This is a genomic window from Parasphingopyxis lamellibrachiae (assembly GCF_003385775.1).
In the GTDB taxonomy this organism is placed as follows: domain Bacteria; phylum Pseudomonadota; class Alphaproteobacteria; order Sphingomonadales; family Sphingomonadaceae; genus Parasphingopyxis; species Parasphingopyxis lamellibrachiae.
On record NZ_QRDP01000004.1, the window covers coordinates 1,451,290 to 1,470,140 of the forward strand.

The 18,851-nt window shown below is 61.9% G+C and carries 17 protein-coding genes; 3 read left to right on the forward strand and 14 right to left on the reverse strand.

From position 1 onward, the window contains the following. Position 1: 1 nt before the first annotated feature. The 14 genes from murC to DFR46_RS07230 all read right to left on the reverse strand — a co-directional run bounded on the left by murC (position 2) and on the right by DFR46_RS07230 (position 16,178). On the reverse strand, positions 2 to 1,408 hold the full coding sequence (murC, locus tag DFR46_RS07165) for a UDP-N-acetylmuramate--L-alanine ligase (RefSeq protein WP_116235821.1): 1,407 nt from the start codon (positions 1,406 to 1,408) through the stop codon (positions 2 to 4). Next, a complete protein-coding gene (gene murG / locus DFR46_RS07170) occupies positions 1,408 to 2,568 on the reverse strand; it encodes an undecaprenyldiphospho-muramoylpentapeptide beta-N-acetylglucosaminyltransferase (protein ID WP_425453113.1) in 1,161 nt (386 codons plus the stop codon). The genes murC and murG overlap by 1 nt, the downstream gene beginning before the upstream one ends. Continuing rightward, positions 2,568 to 3,776 (reverse strand): FtsW/RodA/SpoVE family cell cycle protein, encoded by a 1,209-nt coding sequence (locus tag DFR46_RS07175; protein WP_245953731.1) that lies wholly within the window; start codon positions 3,774 to 3,776, stop codon positions 2,568 to 2,570. Before DFR46_RS07175 ends, murG begins: the two co-directional genes overlap by 1 nt. After that, positions 3,773 to 5,050, reverse strand: a complete 1,278-nt coding sequence (murD, locus tag DFR46_RS07180; protein WP_116235823.1) for a UDP-N-acetylmuramoyl-L-alanine--D-glutamate ligase — start codon at positions 5,048 to 5,050, stop codon at positions 3,773 to 3,775. The genes DFR46_RS07175 and murD overlap by 4 nt, the downstream gene beginning before the upstream one ends. Then, positions 5,047 to 6,117 (reverse strand): phospho-N-acetylmuramoyl-pentapeptide-transferase, encoded by a 1,071-nt coding sequence (gene mraY / locus DFR46_RS07185; protein WP_116235824.1) that lies wholly within the window; start codon positions 6,115 to 6,117, stop codon positions 5,047 to 5,049. Before mraY ends, murD begins: the two co-directional genes overlap by 4 nt. Next, positions 6,105 to 7,490, reverse strand: coding sequence for a UDP-N-acetylmuramoyl-tripeptide--D-alanyl-D-alanine ligase (locus DFR46_RS07190; RefSeq protein WP_116235825.1), 1,386 nt, complete (start codon positions 7,488 to 7,490; stop codon positions 6,105 to 6,107). The genes mraY and DFR46_RS07190 overlap by 13 nt, the downstream gene beginning before the upstream one ends. Continuing rightward, entirely contained in the window at positions 7,487 to 8,908 is a 1,422-nt protein-coding gene (locus DFR46_RS07195) for a UDP-N-acetylmuramoyl-L-alanyl-D-glutamate--2,6-diaminopimelate ligase (RefSeq protein ID WP_116235826.1), read from the reverse strand. The genes DFR46_RS07190 and DFR46_RS07195 overlap by 4 nt, the downstream gene beginning before the upstream one ends. Further along, the gene (locus tag DFR46_RS07200; protein WP_116235827.1) at positions 8,905 to 10,605 is read right to left on the reverse strand and encodes a peptidoglycan D,D-transpeptidase FtsI family protein; all 1,701 of its coding nucleotides are present in this window, start codon (positions 10,603 to 10,605) and stop codon (positions 8,905 to 8,907) included. Before DFR46_RS07200 ends, DFR46_RS07195 begins: the two co-directional genes overlap by 4 nt. Next, complete coding sequence (locus DFR46_RS07205; RefSeq protein WP_116235828.1) at positions 10,602 to 11,162, reverse strand: hypothetical protein; 561 nt, start codon at positions 11,160 to 11,162, stop codon at positions 10,602 to 10,604. Before DFR46_RS07205 ends, DFR46_RS07200 begins: the two co-directional genes overlap by 4 nt. After that, the gene (rsmH, locus tag DFR46_RS07210; RefSeq protein WP_116235829.1) at positions 11,159 to 12,124 is read right to left on the reverse strand and encodes a 16S rRNA (cytosine(1402)-N(4))-methyltransferase RsmH; all 966 of its coding nucleotides are present in this window, start codon (positions 12,122 to 12,124) and stop codon (positions 11,159 to 11,161) included. The genes DFR46_RS07205 and rsmH overlap by 4 nt, the downstream gene beginning before the upstream one ends. Then, the gene (locus tag DFR46_RS07215) at positions 12,121 to 12,654 is read right to left on the reverse strand and encodes a division/cell wall cluster transcriptional repressor MraZ (protein WP_147297638.1); all 534 of its coding nucleotides are present in this window, start codon (positions 12,652 to 12,654) and stop codon (positions 12,121 to 12,123) included. The genes rsmH and DFR46_RS07215 overlap by 4 nt, the downstream gene beginning before the upstream one ends. 353 nt (positions 12,655 to 13,007) lie before the next feature. After that, positions 13,008 to 13,331, reverse strand: coding sequence for a hypothetical protein (locus DFR46_RS14880; protein ID WP_211306392.1), 324 nt, complete (start codon positions 13,329 to 13,331; stop codon positions 13,008 to 13,010). Continuing rightward, positions 13,332 to 14,327 (reverse strand): cysteine synthase A, encoded by a 996-nt coding sequence (locus tag DFR46_RS07225; RefSeq protein ID WP_116237212.1) that lies wholly within the window; start codon positions 14,325 to 14,327, stop codon positions 13,332 to 13,334. Positions 14,328 to 14,528: 201 nt separating this feature from the next. Further along, positions 14,529 to 16,178: an AMP-binding protein gene (locus DFR46_RS07230; protein WP_116237213.1), complete on the reverse strand. Its 1,650-nt coding sequence runs from the start codon at positions 16,176 to 16,178 to the stop codon at positions 14,529 to 14,531. 135 nt (positions 16,179 to 16,313) lie between these two features. On the opposite strand from DFR46_RS07230, the gene DFR46_RS07235 reads away from it, so the two are divergent. The 3 genes from DFR46_RS07235 (at position 16,314) to DFR46_RS07245 (ending at position 18,837) form a co-directional block, all read left to right on the forward strand. Next, a complete protein-coding gene (locus tag DFR46_RS07235; RefSeq protein WP_245953733.1) occupies positions 16,314 to 16,868 on the forward strand; it encodes a DNA-deoxyinosine glycosylase in 555 nt (184 codons plus the stop codon). Positions 16,869 to 16,969: 101 nt separating this feature from the next. Then, entirely contained in the window at positions 16,970 to 17,410 is a 441-nt protein-coding gene (locus DFR46_RS07240) for a hypothetical protein (RefSeq protein ID WP_116235832.1), read from the forward strand. A 203-nt stretch (positions 17,411 to 17,613) separates the two neighbouring features. After that, positions 17,614 to 18,837 (forward strand): hypothetical protein, encoded by a 1,224-nt coding sequence (locus tag DFR46_RS07245; RefSeq protein ID WP_147297639.1) that lies wholly within the window; start codon positions 17,614 to 17,616, stop codon positions 18,835 to 18,837. Positions 18,838 to 18,851 lie beyond the last annotated feature (14 nt).

Below are 18,851 nucleotides of genomic sequence, written 5' to 3' on the forward strand. Positions count from 1 at the left end.
TTCATGCGCGCACCTCCCCAATATTGTCGGCCAGCCGGGCCGCCCATCGGGTAATGTCGCCCGCCCCAAGGCAGATGATCATGTCGCCGCTTGCGATCGCTTCAGCGAGCGCCCCCGCCAGTTCGGCTTCATCGGCAATCGCTTGTACCGAACGGTGGCCCCGTTCTTTGAGGCCATTGACCAGCGTGTCGGCTGAAATCCCCTCAATCGGCTCCTCGCCAGCGGCATAGACCGGGGTCACGAAAACGGAATCGGCATCGTTGCAGGCAATTTCGAAATCGGCGAGCAGGTCGCGCAGGCGCGTAAAACGATGCGGCTGGACAACCGCGAACACACGGCCCGCACTGCCCTCGCGCGCTGCCGCCAGTGCCGCTTTGATTTCCACCGGATGATGGCCATAATCGTCGATCACCGCCACGCCATCGATCTCGCCGACCTTGGTGAAGCGCCGCTTCACCCCACCGAATGCGGCAAAACCCTTCGCGATCACTGCGTCGTCGATGCCAAGCTCCAACGCCGCACCGATCGCGGCCAGCGCATTCTGCACATTGTGGCGGCCCGCCATCGGGAGATAGATGCCGTCTATCCGGCGAGACTCCCCGTCCCGATCCCGCACCACGACATCGAAGCGATTGCCGCCATTTTCCGCTTCGATATTTTCGGCCCGGATATCCGCCTGGGCGGTGAAGCCATAGGTAACGATCCGGCGGTCGCGGACGCGCGGAATAATCGCCTGCACCTCTGGGTGGTCGAGGCACAGCAGGGCCACACCGTAAAAGGGCACATTCTCTACAAATTCGACAAAGGCGTCCTTGACCGCGTCGAACGAGCCATAATGGTCGAGATGTTCCGGATCGATATTGGTGACGACGGCGATCGTGCCATCGAGCCTGAGGAAACTGCCATCGCTTTCATCGGCTTCGACGACCATCCAGTCGCCCTCGCCGACCCGCGCATTGGCACCATAAGCATTGATGATACCGCCATTGATTACCGTCGGATCCAGCTCGCCGGCATCCAGCATCGCGGCGACCAGCGAGGTTGTCGTCGTCTTGCCGTGGGTACCGGCTATCGCAACGGTTGCTTTCAGCTTCATCAGCTCGGCCAACATCTCGGCCCGGCGGACGACCGGGATGCGCCGCTCAAGCGCGCTTTCGACTTCTGGGTTGCCGCGCTGAATCGCAGTCGAGGTTACCACCACCGCCGCATCGCCCAGATTTTCTGGGCTATGGCCGACAAACACGGTCATGCCCTTTTCGCGCAACGCTTCCACGGCCGGGCCTTCGGCGATGTCAGACCCCTGCACCGTATAACCGAGATTGTGCATCACGCGGGCAATACCCGACATGCCGATGCCGCCTATCCCGATGAAATGGATGATTCCGATATCGGTTCCGAATCCGTGCATCAGGACGCTCCCTGCACTGCTGTGCGCAGGCCGGAAGGCTGGCCAGCCGGTATCGCTTCGCCGCCCAGCCCCTGACCGAGCCGTTCGACAAGATCGGCAAGATCGCGCGTGGCGTTGGGATATCCGGCATTGCGTGCGCGCCCGGCAGCATTCATCAGCGCTTCCGGTTCAAGGCCGAGCTTCTGCATCTGCTTGGCCAGTTCGGCCGGGGTAAAATGGCTCTGCTTGATCACCCGCGCGCCGCCGCTGGCCTCCATCTCGCGCGCATTGGCGGTCTGGTGATCATCGGTGGCGATCGGCAGCGGAACGAGAATCGCCGGACGACCCGCGGTAGTAAGCTCGGCTATTGTCGAGGCCCCTGCGCGCGCAATCACGATATGCGCCCAGCCAAGCCGCTCAGGCAGGTCCGGCAGATAGGTGGCGAGATCCGCCGGGATTGCGAGATCGGCGTACCGATCCCGCACGCGTTCGATATCTTCCTCGCGACATTGCTGGGTAACCTGCATGCGGCGGCGGAAGGACAAGGGGAGCAAGGCCAGCCCGTCGGGCACGACATTGGAGAGGATGCTCGCCCCCTGGCTGCCGCCGGTCACCAGAACCCGGAAAATTCCCTCCTCGCTGAGCGCGGGAAAAGGCTGAGAACGCAGGATCGAAACCTCTTCGCGGACCGGATTGCCGATTAGATGGGTCTTGCCCAGATATTTGTCCTTGAGGCGGCCCACCTGCTTATAGGCGGCGGCGATCGCATCGACTTGGCTGGCAAGCAGACGGTTGACGCGGCCGAGCACCGCATTCTGCTCATGCACGGCGCAGGGAATATCGTCCTTGAGCGCGGCGAGCACGGCGGGCAGCGCCGGATAACCGCCAAAACCGATAACCGCTTCCGGGTTGAAGCTTTCGTAAAGCCGCCGTGCCATCGCCCGGCCGCGCCAGATATTCTGCGCCGCGGCAAACCAGCCGAGCGGGTTTTTCGTGAAGCGGCCGGCAGGCAGGATATGTTTCTCATCGCCTTCGAACGTGCCAGGAATCGCCGCGCCCCGTTCATCGGTGATCAGCGCGACATAATGGCCACGCTTCTTGAGCTCGGTCGCCAACGCAAAGGCCGGGATGATATGCCCGCCCGTGCCGCCTGCTGCGAGAACGAAGTGCCTTTTGCCCATCAGAGCCTCTTGTCCAAAGCGGGAAGATGCGGATTGCGCCGGGTAAAGGCGAGCAACAGGCCGAAGCCGATCGACAGCGCGATAATCGACGATCCGCCATAGGAAATGAAGGGCAATGTCATGCCCTTGGAGGGTGCCATATCGAGATTTACTGCCATGTTAATGAGCGCCTGAATGGCGAATTGGGTGGCAAGGCCGGCGGCCGCAAGTACATAGAAGATATTCTCTTCGTTGATCAGCTTCACAAAGACCCGCACCACGATCGCCCCGAAAAGCAGGGCGATGGCAAAACAGGCGACGAGACCGAATTCCTCGCCGATCACGGAGAAGATGTAATCGGTGTGGGGCTCGGGCAGGCGGTATTTCATTTCGCCGTCGCCCGGCCCGGTTCCGAAAAAACCGCCATTGGTCAGCGTCCGCATCGCGTTGTCGACCTGATAGCTGTCGCCATCAGCGAAGAGGAAATTGTTGATCCGCGTCGTCGCCACCGGATAGAAAAAATAGGCGGCGGCAAGACCGCCAACGCCGAGCGCGGAAAGCCCGCCAAGCAGCTTGGTCGACACGCCCGAAATCATCAGCATCACGATCCAGACCGAACCGAAAATCACCGTCTGGCCGAAATCGGGTTGCCGCATCAGCAGCAGCGCGATCACGCCGGTCACGATGGCCGTGGCGGGAACGACGGGCAGCGTATGATCCTGCGTCACGCGCAGGGAAAGCAACCAGGCGATCGCGACGATGAAGAAGGGCTTGAGGAATTCCGAAGGCTGGAGCGTGGCCATGCCATAACCGATCCAGCGCCGCGCGCCGTTCACTTCGTTTCCGAGAAACGGCACGAAAACCAGCAAGACGAAGAAACAGACCGCACCGGCAAGTGCGAAGCGCTTGGCCAGTTCCTTGGGCATGGTCGAGATGACGAGCATGATCGGAATGCCGACGCTGAACCAGATGATCTGGCGATAGAAATAGTGAAGCTGCTGGAACTGAAAGCTGTCACCCGAATAGCGCTCGGCGGCGGCGGGCGATGCCGCGGCGACCGCGATCAGCCCGATCGAAATCAGGATCGTGACCAGCAGCAGCAGGACGCGGTCGATTTCCCAAAACCACTCGCTGAGCGGGCCCTGATGGGAACGGCCGATATAATCGCCAAGCGGGCGGCGTCCGGTTTTCGCGATGCTGGCTTTCACGACGGTGGCCTCCATATTCATGACAGCCCTCCAACTGCGGCGCGGAAATCGTCGCCACGTTCTTCAAAATCGCGATACTGGTCGAACGAAGCGCATGCCGGAGAGAGCAGCACCGTTTCTCCGGGCCGTGCGGCCTGGGCAGCGATCTGCACGGCCTGTCGTATCGTTCCACAATTACTGACCGGCATCCATGGCGTGAGCAGTTTTTCGAACGTGGCCGCCGTCTCGCCGACTGTGTAGGCCGCCCGCACATGGCCAAAATACGGTTCGCACGCATCAAGGTCATCCGCCTTCGCCCGGCCGCCCACTATCCAGTGGATCGCCGGATAGGCGGCGAGCGCAGGCGCCGTCGATGTCGGGTTGGTCGCCTTGCTATCATTGATAAACAAGACGCCGCCCCGGTCTCCGACCCGTTCCATACGGTGCGGCAATCCGGGGAATGTCCGCAGCGCTGCCTCGATCGCCTCTTCGCCTATGCCGAGCCGGCGCGCGGCGCTCATCGCGGCGATGGCGTTCTGGGCATTGTGCGGCCCCTGCAGCGCGGGCCAGTTGGACTGGTCCATGCACCCACCCGCTGAAATCTGCATGACGGCCCCTTCGGCCCCGGCGGCGATAGCCTGACTCGGCGCGTCGTCGATCGCGATGATCTTCGCATGGCCGGCCGACTGCATTTCAAACAGCCGGGCCTTGGATGCGGCATAGGCTTCGAAATTCTCGTAGCGATCGAGATGATCGGGCGTGACATTGAGCAGGATCGCGACATCGCAATCCAGGCTCTGGGTCAGGTCGATCTGGAAGGAAGAGAGTTCGAGGACATAAACGCCGCCCTCTTCCAGCTCCTGTTCGCCGAGGATCGGTTTGCCGATATTCCCGCCGAGCCGCACGGGGATGCCTGCGGTCTTGACGATATGGTGGATAAGCGCCGTCGTCGTCGATTTGCCGTTGGTCCCCGTGATGCCGACCACCCTGTGCGGCGGCAGTTCGGCGCGGGCCTGGGCGAACAGTTCGATATCGCCGATCAGCGGCACCCCCGCTTCGCGCGCCTTTTGCGCAATGGGGTGCCGGTTTATCGGCACGCCGGGCGAAACCACGATGCCGTCGAACTTGCCAAGGTCCATGCCGAGCGGGTCGGCCAGTCTTGCCTTGCCCTGCACCTGTTCCCGTGCTTCCTCGCGGTCGTCCCAGGCGACAAGGCTGGCGCTCGAATTCCACAGATAGTCGACGACCGAAAGCCCGGTCCGCGCGAGACCGAGCACCGCATAGCGTTTTCCGGCAAAGGCGCGCGCTGGCTTCATCTGAGCTTCAACGTCGACAGGCCGGCCAGCGCCAGCACGAAGGAGATGATCCAGAAGCGGATGACGACGGTCGGCTCAGACCAGCCCATCTGCTCGAAATGGTGATGGATCGGCGCCATCTTGAAAACGCGCTTGCCGGTCCGCTTGAAGAAGAAGACCTGGATGATGACCGAAGCCGCCTCGAGGAAGAAAAGCCCGCCGACGATCCCCAATACAACCTCATGATGGGCGGTGACGGCGATCGCCCCGAGCGCGCCGCCCAGCGCGAGGCTGCCCGTATCGCCCATAAAGACCGCAGCAGGTGGCGCGTTGAACCAGAGGAAAGCAAGTCCCGCACCAACGGTGGCCGCGCAGATCAGCGCGAGATCGCCTGCCCCTGCGACATAGGGAATACCGAGATAAGTCGCATAATCCTCCCGCCCCACAAGATAGATGATCATCATGAAAGCGACCGAGGCGATGATCACCGGCATCGTCGCCAGCCCGTCCAGACCGTCGGTCAGGTTCACGGCGTTGCCGGTGAAAACGATCACGAGCATCGCGAAGACATAATAGGCATAGCCGATATCGCCGACCGGGCCGTTGAAGAATGGCAGGTACAGGTTCGTGCCCGTCTCGCCGAGAATGATCCAGCAGGCGATGCCGGCCACGGCAAATTCGGCAACCAGCCGGATCTTGCCGGAGATCCCGGCATGGTGCCGCTTAGTGACCTTGTCGTAATCGTCGAGAAAACCGATCAGCCCGAAGCCAAGCGTCACAAACAGGCAGGCCCAGACAAGCTTGTTCGTCAGATCCATCCAGAGCAGCAGCGAGACAGTCAGCGAAACGAGGATCATCAGTCCGCCCATGGTCGGCGTGCCGGCCTTTTTGAGGTGGGTGATCGGACCGTCTTCGCGGATCGGCTGGCCTTTGCCCTGCTTGATCCTGAGCCAGCCGATGAAACGCGGCCCGATCATCAGGCCGATCAGCAACGCTGTCGCCGTCGCTCCGCCGGCGCGGAAGCTAAGATAGCGAAACAGGTTGAACGGTCCCGCATAGTCGAAATAGCTGGCGATCAGATCGAGCATGTTGTCTTTCCGCTGGCCAGCGCCTCGACGAGACGGGCCAGTCCAATATAGTTGCTTCCCTTGACGAGCACGGCGTCACCGGCGCGAATCTCCCCCTCGAGACTCGCCAGCGCCGCAGCGGCGTCGGGCACATGAACCAAGTCGATTGTGTTGCCAAGCGCGTCCGCCAACACCTTCATCGGCGCGCCGACAAGCACGGCCATATCGACGCCGGCACCGGCGATCGGCCCGGCCAGCTGGGCATGATAGGTTTCGGCGTCCTCGCCCAGCTCGCCCATCGCGCCAAGCACTGCAATGCGGCGCTCGGCCGGTTCGTCGCCCAGAGTATCGAGAGCGGCCGCCATCGACACCGGATTGGCATTATAGCTCTCGTCGATCAGCAGCGCCTCTCCGTCTTCGAGCGGGATCGCCGACCGCGCACCGCGGCCGGGCAGACCGGCCATTTCGGCCAGGGCGAGCCCGGCCACCGCAAGGTCGCCGCGGACCGCCTCTACGGCGCCGATCACGGCGAGCGCGTTGGAAACCCAGTGTTCGCCTGGCAGGCCGATGGTGAAGGTCAGCTCACCCTCCGGCAGGACCGCGCTGACTATCGTGCCGGTGATCTCCCGCGATATCTCGACCGCACGGATATCCGCGCCCTCGCCAAGGCCGAAGGTCCTGATCCGGGCCGCATACGGGGTTGCCGCCGCGATCAGACGGTCGCGATGCGGGCTGTCATAAGGAATGAGCGCGGTGCCGTCCGGCTCCAGTCCTTCGAAAATCTCGCCCTTGGCATCCGCGATGGCCTCGATGCTGTCGAAAAACTCGATATGCGCCGGGGCGATCGCGGTCACCATCGCGACATGCGGGCGGACCAGCCGGGTGAGCGCGGAAAGCTCTCCCGCATGGTTCATGCCCATTTCGAACACGCCGTACCGGCTCCCGGCGGGCATCCGCGCCAGACTGAGCGGCACGCCGGTATGGTTGTTGTAGCTTTTGACCGAACGATGCGTCCGCCCTTCGGCGGAACGATCGAGCGCGGCGAACAGCGCTTCCTTCGCGCTCGTCTTGCCGACCGATCCGGTCACGCCGATGATTTTCGCCTCGGTGCGCGCGCGCGATGCAATGCCCAGGGCATCAAGCGCGGCAACGGTGTCGGGGACGCGGATATGGGGGTGGCCGCACTCTTCGCTGACGATCGCGCCGGCCGCACCGTTGCCGAACGCGCTATCGACGAATTTATGCCCGTCCGTCGCTTCGCCCCTGAGCGCGACAAACAGATCGCCCGGGCCGACCTCGCGGCTGTCAAAGGCTACGCCATCGGCGGAAAATGCGCCATGCGCTTCGCCACCGACAGCTGCGGCGATCTCATCCGAGGTCCAGAGCGCAGTCACGCCACGCACTCCCGGGCGACCGTTACGTCGTCGAACGGCAAGGTGCGATCGCCAATTTGCTGCCCCTGCTCATGGCCCTTGCCGGCCAGAAGGACGATGTCGTCCGGACCGGCCTCGTCGATAGCCGCAGCAATGGCTTCCCGGCGCCCACCGATATCGACGGCACCCGGCGCCCCCATCAGGATCGCCTTGCGGATGCCCGCCGGATTTTCAGAGCGCGGATTGTCATCGGTCACAATGACATGATCGGAATATTTCGTTGCGACCGCCCCCATTAACGGGCGCTTGCCCGTATCGCGATCGCCGCCCGCACCGAATACGGTAATCAGCCGGCCCCTGGCGTGCCAGCGCAACGCGTCGATCGCGGCCTGCAATGCGTCGGGGGTATGCGCATAGTCGACATATACTGGCGCGCCGGCCCGACTGATGACTGCGCGCTCAAGCCGTCCGCGCACCGGCTGAACCCGTGCGAGATTACTGAATATCGTTGCCAGATCGCCGCCCGTCGCCCAGACTAGGCCGGCCGCGACAAGCGCGTTGTTGGCCTGATAGGCGCCGATCAGCGGCAGCTTGATCGTGAAAGTCTGGCCCTCGGCCTCGACCACCAGCGTCTGGCCAAGCGGAGTTGGTGCCCGGTCCGCAAGTTTGATCGCTGTACCTTTCGCGCCCACCGAAATGCCGCGCACACCGCGCCCCTCGATAGCCGCGACGACTTCGGCGCTGGACGGATCGTCTGCCCAGACGATCGCCGTTCCATCCTTGTCGACAACTTCGGTAAACAACCGCAGCTTGGCCGTCAGATAGGCTTCCATCGTCAGATGATAGTCGAGATGATCGCGGCTCAGATTGGTGAAGGCCGCCGCGCCGACGGGCAATCCCTCGGTGCGATACTGGGAGAGACCATGGCTGGAGGCTTCGAAGGCGAGATGCGTGACGCCTTCGCGTTTCAGCCCGGCGGCATTGGAAAGGAAGGTAACGATATCGGGCGTGGTGAGGCCCGTCTTCACCTGTTCATCGGCCGTCGTGACGCCAAGCGTACCGATCGATGCGGCATTCTGGCCGGCCATGCGCCACAACTGCCGCGTCAGCTCTACCGTCGATGTCTTGCCGTTCGTTCCCGTCACGGCAACGCTGATATCGGGAAATGGCGCGAAGAATTTTGCCGCCAGCTGGGCAAACGCTCGGCGCGGCACTTCGTCGGCGATATGGGGAACGCCTTCGACAATCGCCTCGGGGCGCGACACGATGGCGATGGCCCCCGCCGCAATTGCATCGGGGATAAAATCCTCGCCGTTAAACTTCTCGCCGCGAAAGGCGCCAAAGATCGTGCCCGGTGCAACCTTGCGATGATCGATGGCGAAACCCGTCACCACCGGACTGTCGCCGGTTCCCGATTCCGTGAGTGCCGATAGCTTCATGACCGCTCCGATGGCGCACGCCAGAGCATCGCCCGCAAATTGGCCGTATCGATATCGCGGGTCTCACTCGGGATAACGCCAAGTAACGGCCCGATCCGCGACACCACCCGGCTGACCACGGGCGCCGCCGTCCAGCCGGCGGTGGATGCGCCACCCGTCCCGGCATCGCCGCGCGGTTCATTGAGCATGATGACGATTACATATTGAGGATCGTCCATCGGGAAAGCCGCGGCAAAGGTTGAGATCAAGGCATTGCGTCGATACCCGCCCTCGCTGGCCTTTTCCGCCGTTCCGGTTTTCCCGCCCACCCGGTAGCCATCGGCATCGGCGTTGCGACCGGTGCCCTCCTGCACGATCAGGCGCAGCAGCCCCCGCATCTGATCGCTCGTTGTTTCACTGAACACGCGCTCGCCCTCGGGCACGGCATCGGACGGCAGGCGCATCAGGGTAAGCGGCCTGTACACCCCGCCATTGACCAGCGTCGCATAGCTGTTGGCGAGGTGGAGCGGAGTGATGGCAATGCCATGCCCGTATCCCGCCGTCATGATCGTCGTCCGCGCCCAGTATTCGGGCCAGATCGGCCGGCCGCGCACCGGGAGTTCAAACTCTACGGGATCGTCGAAATGAAGTTCGCGGAACACCGCCTGCATCCGCTCCGCTCCGAGCTGGTCCGCAATCCGCGCCGTTACGATGTTCGAGCTGTGCACCAGGGTTTCCGGTACATTGAGATAGCGGCGCTGGGGATGATCGTCGCTGATGGTAAAACGGCCAATTTCGAGGGGCTCTTCGGCATTGTAGCGGCGCGAAATATCGGTGACGACACCCTCTTCGATCGCCGCGGCCATGGTGATCGGCTTGAATGTCGAGCCCAGCTCATAAAAGCCCATCGTCGCCTGATTGAAACGTGCGTGGTCGCTCGACCGGTTTGCGGCATTGGGGTTGAAATTAGGGAGCGAGGTCAGAGCAAGTAATTCGCCCGTATGCACGTCCAGCACGATCCCCGCCGCGCCGATCGCATTGAAGCGGCGCATGGCCGTTGCCAGCTCGCTCTGCACGGCGGCCTGCACCCGGCTGTCTACAGAGAGCGCCACGGGTTCGCCGCGTTGTTCAGGATCCATCAGCCGCTCTTCGAGCACGGCCTCCATCCCGGTAACGCCTTCACCGTCCAGATTGACCCAGCCGAGTACATGGGCCGCCAGATTGGTCTGCGGGTAGAGGCGTTCGGGCTCGCGCAGATATTCCATCGCCGGCTCGCCAAGCGCATTCACCTGGGCCACCAGCTCGGGCAGCGCGCGGCGGCGGAGATACACAAAAGGCCGGTCCGAATTCAGGATGTCCAGATAGTCTTCGACAGATCGTTCGGGCATCAGCGCCTGGAGACGGGGAGCAAGCTCTTCGGGCGCGCTTATCGCCCGGTCGGGATGGATCGCGATGGACCAGGCATCGATAGTGCGCGCCAGGGTGACGCCGTTGCGATCGACGATATCGGCCCGGGGAGGAAGGGTGGTGTCGCCGCTTGCAGCATAGGCTTCGCCGCCACTCGATACCGTCAGCCAGCCGATCCTGACCGTCACTGCAACCACACCGAACAACAAAAGCAGCATCACGATCATCAGCCGCTGCTGGACAATCGGCTGCATTTCCCGTCGCAGGCTCACCTTACGCACTTCGGCAGGTTTGGCTTCGAGCCGGCTCATTGATCCGCGCCGTCCTCCTCGCGTTGCTCAACAGCCGCCTGGCCGGCGATGTCACCACGCAGCTGGGCATCGAGAAAGGCGATGCGTTCGCCCCGCGCGCTGGCTGCAATACCGTCCGGAACAAGATAGGATGCCTGCTGGACCTGCGGAATATCGCCTGCGTCGGGCGCTTCGAATACATCCTCGTCGACCTGCCGGTCGTCGGGCGTATCGGCCATGTCATCGGGTGCCGACGCCTGCCGGACGGGCGAGGGAGACTGCGGCCCTTCGATCAGGCTTGCCAGCGCGAATTCGCCCTCGAGGAACTGGCCGGCGCCGGGCGCTGTCAATATGAAATCCCGGCGATTCCAAACCTCGATCTGGCTCATCCTGCTGCGCGTCTGGAACTCTGTGTTGAGCGAGAGAATATCGTCGCGCGCTATCTGGATATCGCGTTCGATATCTTCCAGTGCATTGCGCTCCGCGGACACGCGGTGCGAAATCAGATAGCAGCTGAGCGCAGCCGAAGCGACGGCCGCGGCCCATGCGACCGAGCTGAATTTGCGCGTAATGGTCATGCTGGTACCCTCCTCTGCAACGGCCAGGGTGGCGCTGCACTGCGCCGAGCGCTGCGTAAGGTTGCTGATCGCGAGCGCGGATTGCGGTCGAGCTCGGCCTGACCGGCTCTTGTCGGTTTGGCAGGTTTGTCGAAACTGGGAGCGGGGCCGTCCTGCACGGCCTCAGGCAGGTGGCGCGACCCGCCAGGCGTCTGCCCGCTGCGTTCCCGCAGAAACTGTTTGACGATCCGGTCTTCAAGGCTGTGAAAGGTAACGACAGCCAGCCGCCCGCCCGGCGCCAGCACGGCTTCGGCGGCGGCAAGCCCGTCGCGCAGCTCATCCAGCTCACGGTTCAGGTGAATGCGGATCGCCTGAAAGGTGCGCGTCGCGGGATCTTTGGGTGCGCCGGGGTGATGGCCGACTGCCTTGCGGACGACCGCCGCCAACTGCCCGGTCGTTTCGATCGGACGTGCGGCAACGATGGCGCGGGCGATACGGCGCGAACGATGTTCTTCGGCATAGGCATACAGCGTATCGGCGATCATGCCCTCGTCCGCCGTGTTGATGAAATCGGCGGCGCTTTCGCCCACCTGCTCCATCCGCATGTCGAGCGGCCCGTCCGCCTGGAAGGAGAAGCCTCGCTCTGCCCGGTCGAGCTGCATCGACGACACGCCGATATCCATGGCCACACCATCAACCCGATCGACGCCCTGTTCCGCAAGCGCCTCGCGCATCTCGGAAAAACGGCGCGCAATGAGATGCAGCCGCCCCTCATTCTCTTCGGCAAGCGCCGCACCTTCTGCAATCGCATCCGGATCCCGGTCAAAGGCGTAGACGACCGCGCCATTGGCCAACATGGCACGCGAATAACTGCCGGCGCCGAAAGTCGCGTCCACATGGATTTCATCCGGCGCGATATCGAGCGCGGCAATCACCTCGTCGATCAGAACGGGTTCATGGCGGGGGTCGGTCGTGACGGTCATAATGCCACTCCCTTGTCCCGGCACAGGCTTTCGAGAATGCGGATCATGCGCCGATCCCCGGTCGCCGTGAAATGCGCATGGCCGCGCTCCGGAGACCAGATATCGAAATAGGGGCCGTTGCCGACAAAGAAGGCGTAATCCCCGATCCCGGCAGCTTCCCGCAGCAGGCCGGACAACACCATCCGGCCGGCCTTATCGAACACGGTCCGCTGGAGCGGCGCGAAAGTTTCTGCACCGCCGCCGTCGCGGCGAATCAGGCTCTTGCGTCCTTCCTCGCGGGTTTCGCGCGCCCGCTGAGCCCGCAACTCGGCGGCAAGTGAAAAATACTCTGTCTCGTCGAAGCCCGTAAGGCAGGGCAGCTCTTCGTCTTCGGAGATATAGAGTAGCTTGTCGTCGACCGGCATATTGGCGGCCTTGGCTTGTGCGGCGCGGCGATCGACAGTCGCGCGCAGATCGGCGGGAAGCGAAACGCGCCCCTTCCCATCCACGGCGTTCAACGCCTGTCCACCAAAGGGAATTGAAAATTCCACGCCGATCCTCTCCTGCGGCGCAAAGCTCTCCCCATCGCTGAATCACGAAAATTCAGCGCCGAAATTGAATGTTGGGAACGCCCTGCCCCTTTACAGGACGATTTGCGTATCAAGGTTAACGCTGGGTATCAATACCATTTCATGGGTATTTTATGGGTTTTTATACCACCCCCTGACTCACCTGACCATCAAAACCGCGCAAATGCAACGATGTTCTTCTTTTGTCTTGGAGACGGGGTATGCGGCAGAAAGCCCGCCCAACCAACCGGGCAGGCGCGGAATCGACGGGATCTACGGATAGGCAGTGACGGGCGCGGGCCATCTCCGACTCAGAGCGGCCGGATTCGCGCGACTCAGTTTTCGGGAGAATCGGCAGCCGGGGGCTCGGTGGCGGGTTCCGCTGCCTGATCTTCAGCCGGGCCGGGGCCAGGAGCCACACCCAGTTCGGCAAGCGGCTCCTGGGGCTGCTCGTCGATCGCAACCGCAGCGCTATCGTCCTGCGCCTGCTCAGCCATGCCTTCGGGCGTCAATTCCGGTTCATTGCTCGCCGTGCCGGAAAAGGTCGCGGCAAGCAGGACGATCAGGACGATAGTGGCGAGGCCAGTGGCGCCGATCCGTATCCGATTGATCCGTTCCTGACGCGGATCGGGGCTATCGTTTGCGGAATTTTCGACCACCTAGTCCCCCTCTTCCAGCCATGGCGGAACGGCCAGCCCCTTTTCGGCCAGCCAATCGGCATTGTACAGTGTCGAAAGATAGCGCAGCCCGCTGTCGCACAGGATGGTGACGATCGTCTTGCCGGGCCCCATCTGCTTGGCCAGCGCCACCGCACCGGCGATGTTGATTCCGGACGAAAGGCCCAGGCAAAGCCCTTCTTCGGAAAGCATTCGGTGCACCCAGGCCAGCCCTTCCGCATCAGAAATGCGGAATTGCGTGTCTATCGGCGCGCCTTCGAGATTGGCGGTGACCCTGCCCTGGCCGATCCCTTCCGCCACCGAAGACCCTTCGGACTTCAGCTCGCCATGGGCATAATATTCATACAGCGCCGCGCCGTGCGGATCGGACAGGGCGATCCGCACATCTTCCGAAAATTCCTTCAGCCCCATCGCGACGCCGGCCAGCGTTCCGCCGGTCCCGACGGCACAGGTAAAGCCATTCACCTCGCCATCGGTCTGTTCCCAGATCTCCCGGGCCGTGGTTTTGATATGCGCACGGCGGTTCGCGATATTGTCGAACTGGTTGGCCCAGAGCGCATTGTCGGTTTCCTCGGCGATCCGGCGCGACTGGTGCACGAAATGGCAGGGGCTCGAATAGGGCGCGGCCGGGACAAGGACGAGCCGGGCGCCAAGCGCGCGCAGCGTATCCATCTTCTCCTTGCTCTGGGTGTCGGGCATGACGATGATCGCCTTATAGCCTTTGGCATTGGCGACGAGCGCAAGCCCGATACCGGTATTGCCTGCGGTACCTTCGACAATTGTGCCGCCCGGCTTGAGCAGACCCTGCTCTTCCGCCTCTTCAACAATGTAGAGCGCGGGCCGATCCTTCACCGAACCGCCGGGGTTCGTAAATTCGCACTTGCCGAGAATGGTGCATCCGCTTTCCTCGGACGGGCCGTTGAGACGAACAAGCGGCGTGTTGCCGATAAGCGCGAGGGAATTGGGTATAATGGTCATGTTCGAAGGCATACCCCATGCGGCTTTCACGGAGCAAGCAATCTTGGCTTGGGGAGCGGATAGCCGTAGCTTTGACCATGCGGCGAACGGAATTTCGAAGGCCGGAAGATGCGGATGCCAAACGGGCCGATATGCAACCGATCCGGCTTCATTACCGTACGTACCGCGATCGCCTCCGCTTCTACGCTCCGCCTCCGCGGGCTATGCGATCGCTTTTTCTTCGGCCTCGAGCGCGGTTTGCTTGATCGCTTTGTAATCCAGCTTGCCGTTCGGCGCGCGGCCGACGCTCTCGACATAGACAAAACTGCGCGGCGTTTTGTAGTCGGCGAGCTGGCCGTGCACCCAGTCGGCCAAAGAAACGTCGCCGGGATTTTCGGCGCCCGGCATCAATTCCACCACGGCACAAATACGTTCACCCCAGCGCGGGTCCGGCAAACCGGTCACCGCTACATCGCGCACCGCTTCGTGGCGCCGCAACGCTTCCTCTACTTCCTCTGGGAAGATTTTTTCGCCACCGGAATTGATGCATTGCGAACCGCGGCCGAGAATTTCGAGCGTGCCGTCTTCGTTCACCATCGCCCAGTCGCCGGGCATACTCCATCGTTCGCCGTCGATAACGGGAAAGGTTTTCGCCGATTTTTCTTCGTCTTTATAATAGCCTATCGGGCAGTAGCCGCCGACCGCAAGCATGCCCTTTTCGCCGGATCCCGGTTCGATACGGCGATGGTCTTCGGTGAAAACGGCGCATGTTTCGCCGGTTTCGAACCGGGCTGTTTCAGTTTCGCCCTGCGCATTGGTAACCGACATCCCCATGCCAAGCGCTTCGGACGAGGAATAGCTGTCGATCAGGTTGACCTGCGGCATATGACGGATCAGGCCGAGTTTCGTCTCGCGCGTCCACATGGCGCCGGACGATGTCATCAGCAAAAGGCTGGACAGATCCCAGCGCCCCGGCTCGGCGTCGAGCGCTGCCAGCAGCGGCTGGGCGAAAGGTTCGCCGACGATCGTGCATCGTGTCGCCTTGTGGCGGGCCGCGATGTCGAGCATCTCCTCGGCTGAAAATTTGCCGGTCGGCAGCAGAATCACCGTTCCGCCCGAAACCAGTGCAGCAAAGGAAGTGAGCAGTCCGGTCGCATGCATCAATGGCGGCGCGATCAGCGAGCGCGATTTGATCGGCGAAGCGACGGCGCGGGGGCCGGCATCTTCAGGCCGCTCGAGCGGCGGCACGCCCAGCATGGGCACGGCGCCGAATTCGCTCTTCGCCAGAAGATCATGAAGCCGCCACATCACCCCTTTGGGCATCCCCGTCGTCCCGCCGGTATAAATCATAAGCAAGTCTTTATTGCTCCGCCCCCAGGGCGCCTCATAGGGCCGGCTGGCGGGTGCCGTCGCGACGGCTTCTTCATAGCGTGCGGCCCAGTCCGGGCAGTTATCCTCATCGGCGCCGATCGCGATCCAGCGCGTAACGGTGCCGAGCGTCTCACGCACTTCCTCGATGATCTTCGCATAGGCGATATCGAACAGTACCGCCTTCGCGTCGGCATTGTCGATCAGATAGGCAAGTTCGGACGAGGTATAACGGTAGTTGATATTGAGCGGCGTCAGTCCGGCCTTGAAGGCCGCGAAATATCCGACAAGGAATTCCGCGCGATTGGGGGAATAGACGGCGACGCTTGCCCCCTGCTCCAATCCCTGATCGACGAGGAAATTCGCAAGCCCGTCGGCTTGGCGATCGAACTCCCCCCAGCTCACGGTATCCTCGCCCTGAACAACCGCATTTTCCAGAGGCTGCGCCGCGGCAATCGATTCCCAGATATTGGCATAGTTCCAGATATTGGTGCCGTCGTTCATTCGCTGATGCTCCTGCAGATGCGTGGGTTGCATAACAGTATGTACGGACAATGGCGCGCTCCGCAATGGGCTGGAAGCGGTCAAACCGGCAGAATCGCTCTTGATCCCCCCGCCCGATCGCCGCATCTCCCATCCGTGCGCCGCAAAAGCTCCTTTCCTCCGGTCGTCGATCCCCACACGCGGATTTTGATTCTCGGCAGCCTGCCGGGAGAAGAATCGCTGCGTCAGGCGCAATATTATGCCCATCCGCAAAACAGCTTCTGGGATCTGGTCGGCGGCGCCATCGACACGGACCTGCGCGGACTTGCCTATCGGGATCGGCTGGAGGCGTTGCTCGGTCGTCACATCGGGCTATGGGATGTGATTGCCGAAGCGCGGCGCACGGGCAGCCTGGACAGCGCCATTCGCGACGCGCGCGGCAATGATCTGTGCCAACTGGCGAACTCCCTGCCTTCGCTACAAGCCATTGTATTCAATGGCAGAAAATCCGCTAACATCGGCCGCGAGCAGCTCGGCGAGCTAGGCGGGCGCTACCGCCTCGTCGATCTTCCCTCTTCCAGCCCTGCCTATGCAGCCATGCCATTCGGGGAAAAACTCTCTCACTGGGCGGTAATCGGAAGCATGATTGACAAGCCCGAAGATCGCTTGGACAGCCAGAGTGGCACAGAGGATCAGGATCCGAATTTTTAGCGCCCGAATGGACGGCGTTGATCGAAGGTCAGGCTACGGTCATGGAATTGTCATAAAAACACGGTTGACGAAACATACTGCAATCGCGAAAAGCCGCGCCCATGACTAAAATCATATCCCCCCTCGCGGTCGCTCCGGTGGCGGCCCTTATCGCTCTTGCTGCCTGCGGCGAGTCTGAACCCGAAATCGTTGGCGGCATGGCCGATCCCAATCACGAAGAGATTGAAGAGCTGTCTCCCGCAGAGTTGCCGCCGATGCGCACGCGCGAAGCCAGCTTCCGCTGTGCCGACAACAGCGTCGTCTATGTCAGCTTCTATACCAATGACAGCCAGGTGGGTGTCTCCATGGAGCGGGACGCCATTCAGACCCTGCTTCCCAATGTTGCCATGGCTGCTGCTGAAGAAGGCGGCGAGGAAGCCGCGGAAGCACCTTCCGGCCCGCCTCGCTATTCCGCGGAAGGCTATACGCTGGTTGGAGAGAGCGACGCGTCGAGCATCCAGTTTGCCCGCAACGGCGGCGCATTGCAGAGCTGCCACAGCTAAACGGGCGCTTGCCTTTTACCATTCACCGGGCCGGCCGCCATCGCGCTGCCGGCCCTTTTTCGTTGCGCCCGAATCGGACCGACCTGTCATTGCACGGTTCTGGATAAATGGGCGCAAATCCACTATATCCACGATCTGCGGTTGGGGCATCAGCGGTTTGGGGGCAACAGATGAGAGGACGGTTTTCAAGGACATCCGGACTTTTGGCGGCGATAGCAATGCTTGGGGGCTGCGTATCCCTGCAAACACCTATCACAGATTTCGCGACGGACTATAACCGCGTAATCGCCGATACGCGCAATGAGATGATCTTGCTGAATATCTTGCGAGCGCAACACCGGGAACCCCTTTATTACTCAAGCGTTTCACAGATCGAGGGCGCGATAGCAATCGGGGCCGAAGCCAATTTGGATCTGAGTCTTGTCGGTGACGGCAATCCGGCGACTGACAATGCGAATACCACCAAACCATCGCTGGGCGTTAGTATGAGTTCGGAGCCCAGCTTCACGGTAGTCCCGCTCAATTCGAACGACTTTGTCCGAGGAGCGCTGACACCAGTTCGGCCCGCAACCATCGCCTTGCTTCTGCAACAGGGATGGCGGGAGGACATATTGGCACCCCTGCTCATCGAGCGGATCACCTGTATCGCGGGTGCCGGCGACAAAGGACAGTCCGGCGGCGAGGCGACTACCTCAACCGGAACGAACGAGATTACGATCGAGAACCACCCCTATACTTTTGCGCAATCGAGACTTTCGCGAGGCTCGAACCCGGCAACAAGCGATACTGTTGTGCCAGCTGCCATCGACCTGCAGGATTTCGCAGAGATCGACATCGGTATCTCGACCGACAAACGATCGCAGTTCCTGATCGAGCTGAACGGCAATGATCTGGCGGACATGCTCATGGCGCCGAATTCCAGTCGGTATGAGATCGAGCAGAGCGGTCAGGCTCCGGAACGTGAAGGCAGCCCTCCCGGCCATATCGTGTCGGTTGAGCGCGACGACGATGTCGAAATCACTTTCGCCTTCCCGGACCGTATCCAAAACGCACTGAGCGGTTGCGCAGCTTCGGAAAGCGCCACTCTCGGCCGAAATGGCGGAACCGAAGTACATATTCGATCGACACAAGGCATAATTTACTATCTCGGCGAGATTCTCAGGGCGCGATACACGCCGCTGGTCAGAGATGAAAACGGGTCGACTGTGTTGTTGTTCAATCTGAGACAGGGCTCTGCAAGTGCGGCAGTCAGCGTGAACTATCGCGGAAACCGGTATTATTTGGACGCCCATGGCGGTCAGTCGGTGCCCACTGCGGCCTATGATGACCGGTCACTGCAGATCATTTCTCTGATAAACCAGCTACTGGCTCTCCAGACTTCGACCGAGGACCTGAACCGCATATCGTCAACAGTACGGGTTCGGTAATTCAAACAGGCTGG

What these genes read in the sequence shown, in the direction of transcription:
- murC (WP_116235821.1), bottom strand. Translation starts at nt 1,408, where the DNA reads ATGCACGGATTCGGAACCGATATCGGAATCATCCATTTCATCGGGATA.
- murG (WP_425453113.1), bottom strand. Translation starts at nt 2,568, where the DNA reads ATGGGCAAAAGGCACTTCGTTCTCGCAGCAGGCGGCACGGGCGGGCAT.
- DFR46_RS07175 (WP_245953731.1), bottom strand. Translation starts at nt 3,776, where the DNA reads ATGAATATGGAGGCCACCGTCGTGAAAGCCAGCATCGCGAAAACCGGA.
- murD (WP_116235823.1), bottom strand. Translation starts at nt 5,050, where the DNA reads ATGAAGCCAGCGCGCGCCTTTGCCGGAAAACGCTATGCGGTGCTCGGT.
- mraY (WP_116235824.1), bottom strand. Translation starts at nt 6,117, where the DNA reads ATGCTCGATCTGATCGCCAGCTATTTCGACTATGCGGGACCGTTCAAC.
- DFR46_RS07195 (WP_116235826.1), bottom strand. Translation starts at nt 8,908, where the DNA reads ATGAAGCTATCGGCACTCACGGAATCGGGAACCGGCGACAGTCCGGTG.
- DFR46_RS07200 (WP_116235827.1), bottom strand. Translation starts at nt 10,605, where the DNA reads ATGAGCCGGCTCGAAGCCAAACCTGCCGAAGTGCGTAAGGTGAGCCTG.
- DFR46_RS07205 (WP_116235828.1), bottom strand. Translation starts at nt 11,162, where the DNA reads ATGACCATTACGCGCAAATTCAGCTCGGTCGCATGGGCCGCGGCCGTC.
- rsmH (WP_116235829.1), bottom strand. Translation starts at nt 12,124, where the DNA reads ATGACCGTCACGACCGACCCCCGCCATGAACCCGTTCTGATCGACGAG.
- DFR46_RS07225 (WP_116237212.1), bottom strand. Translation starts at nt 14,327, where the DNA reads ATGACCATTATACCCAATTCCCTCGCGCTTATCGGCAACACGCCGCTT.
- DFR46_RS07230 (WP_116237213.1), bottom strand. Translation starts at nt 16,178, where the DNA reads ATGAACGACGGCACCAATATCTGGAACTATGCCAATATCTGGGAATCG.
- DFR46_RS07240 (WP_116235832.1), top strand. Translation starts at nt 16,970, where the DNA reads ATGACTAAAATCATATCCCCCCTCGCGGTCGCTCCGGTGGCGGCCCTT.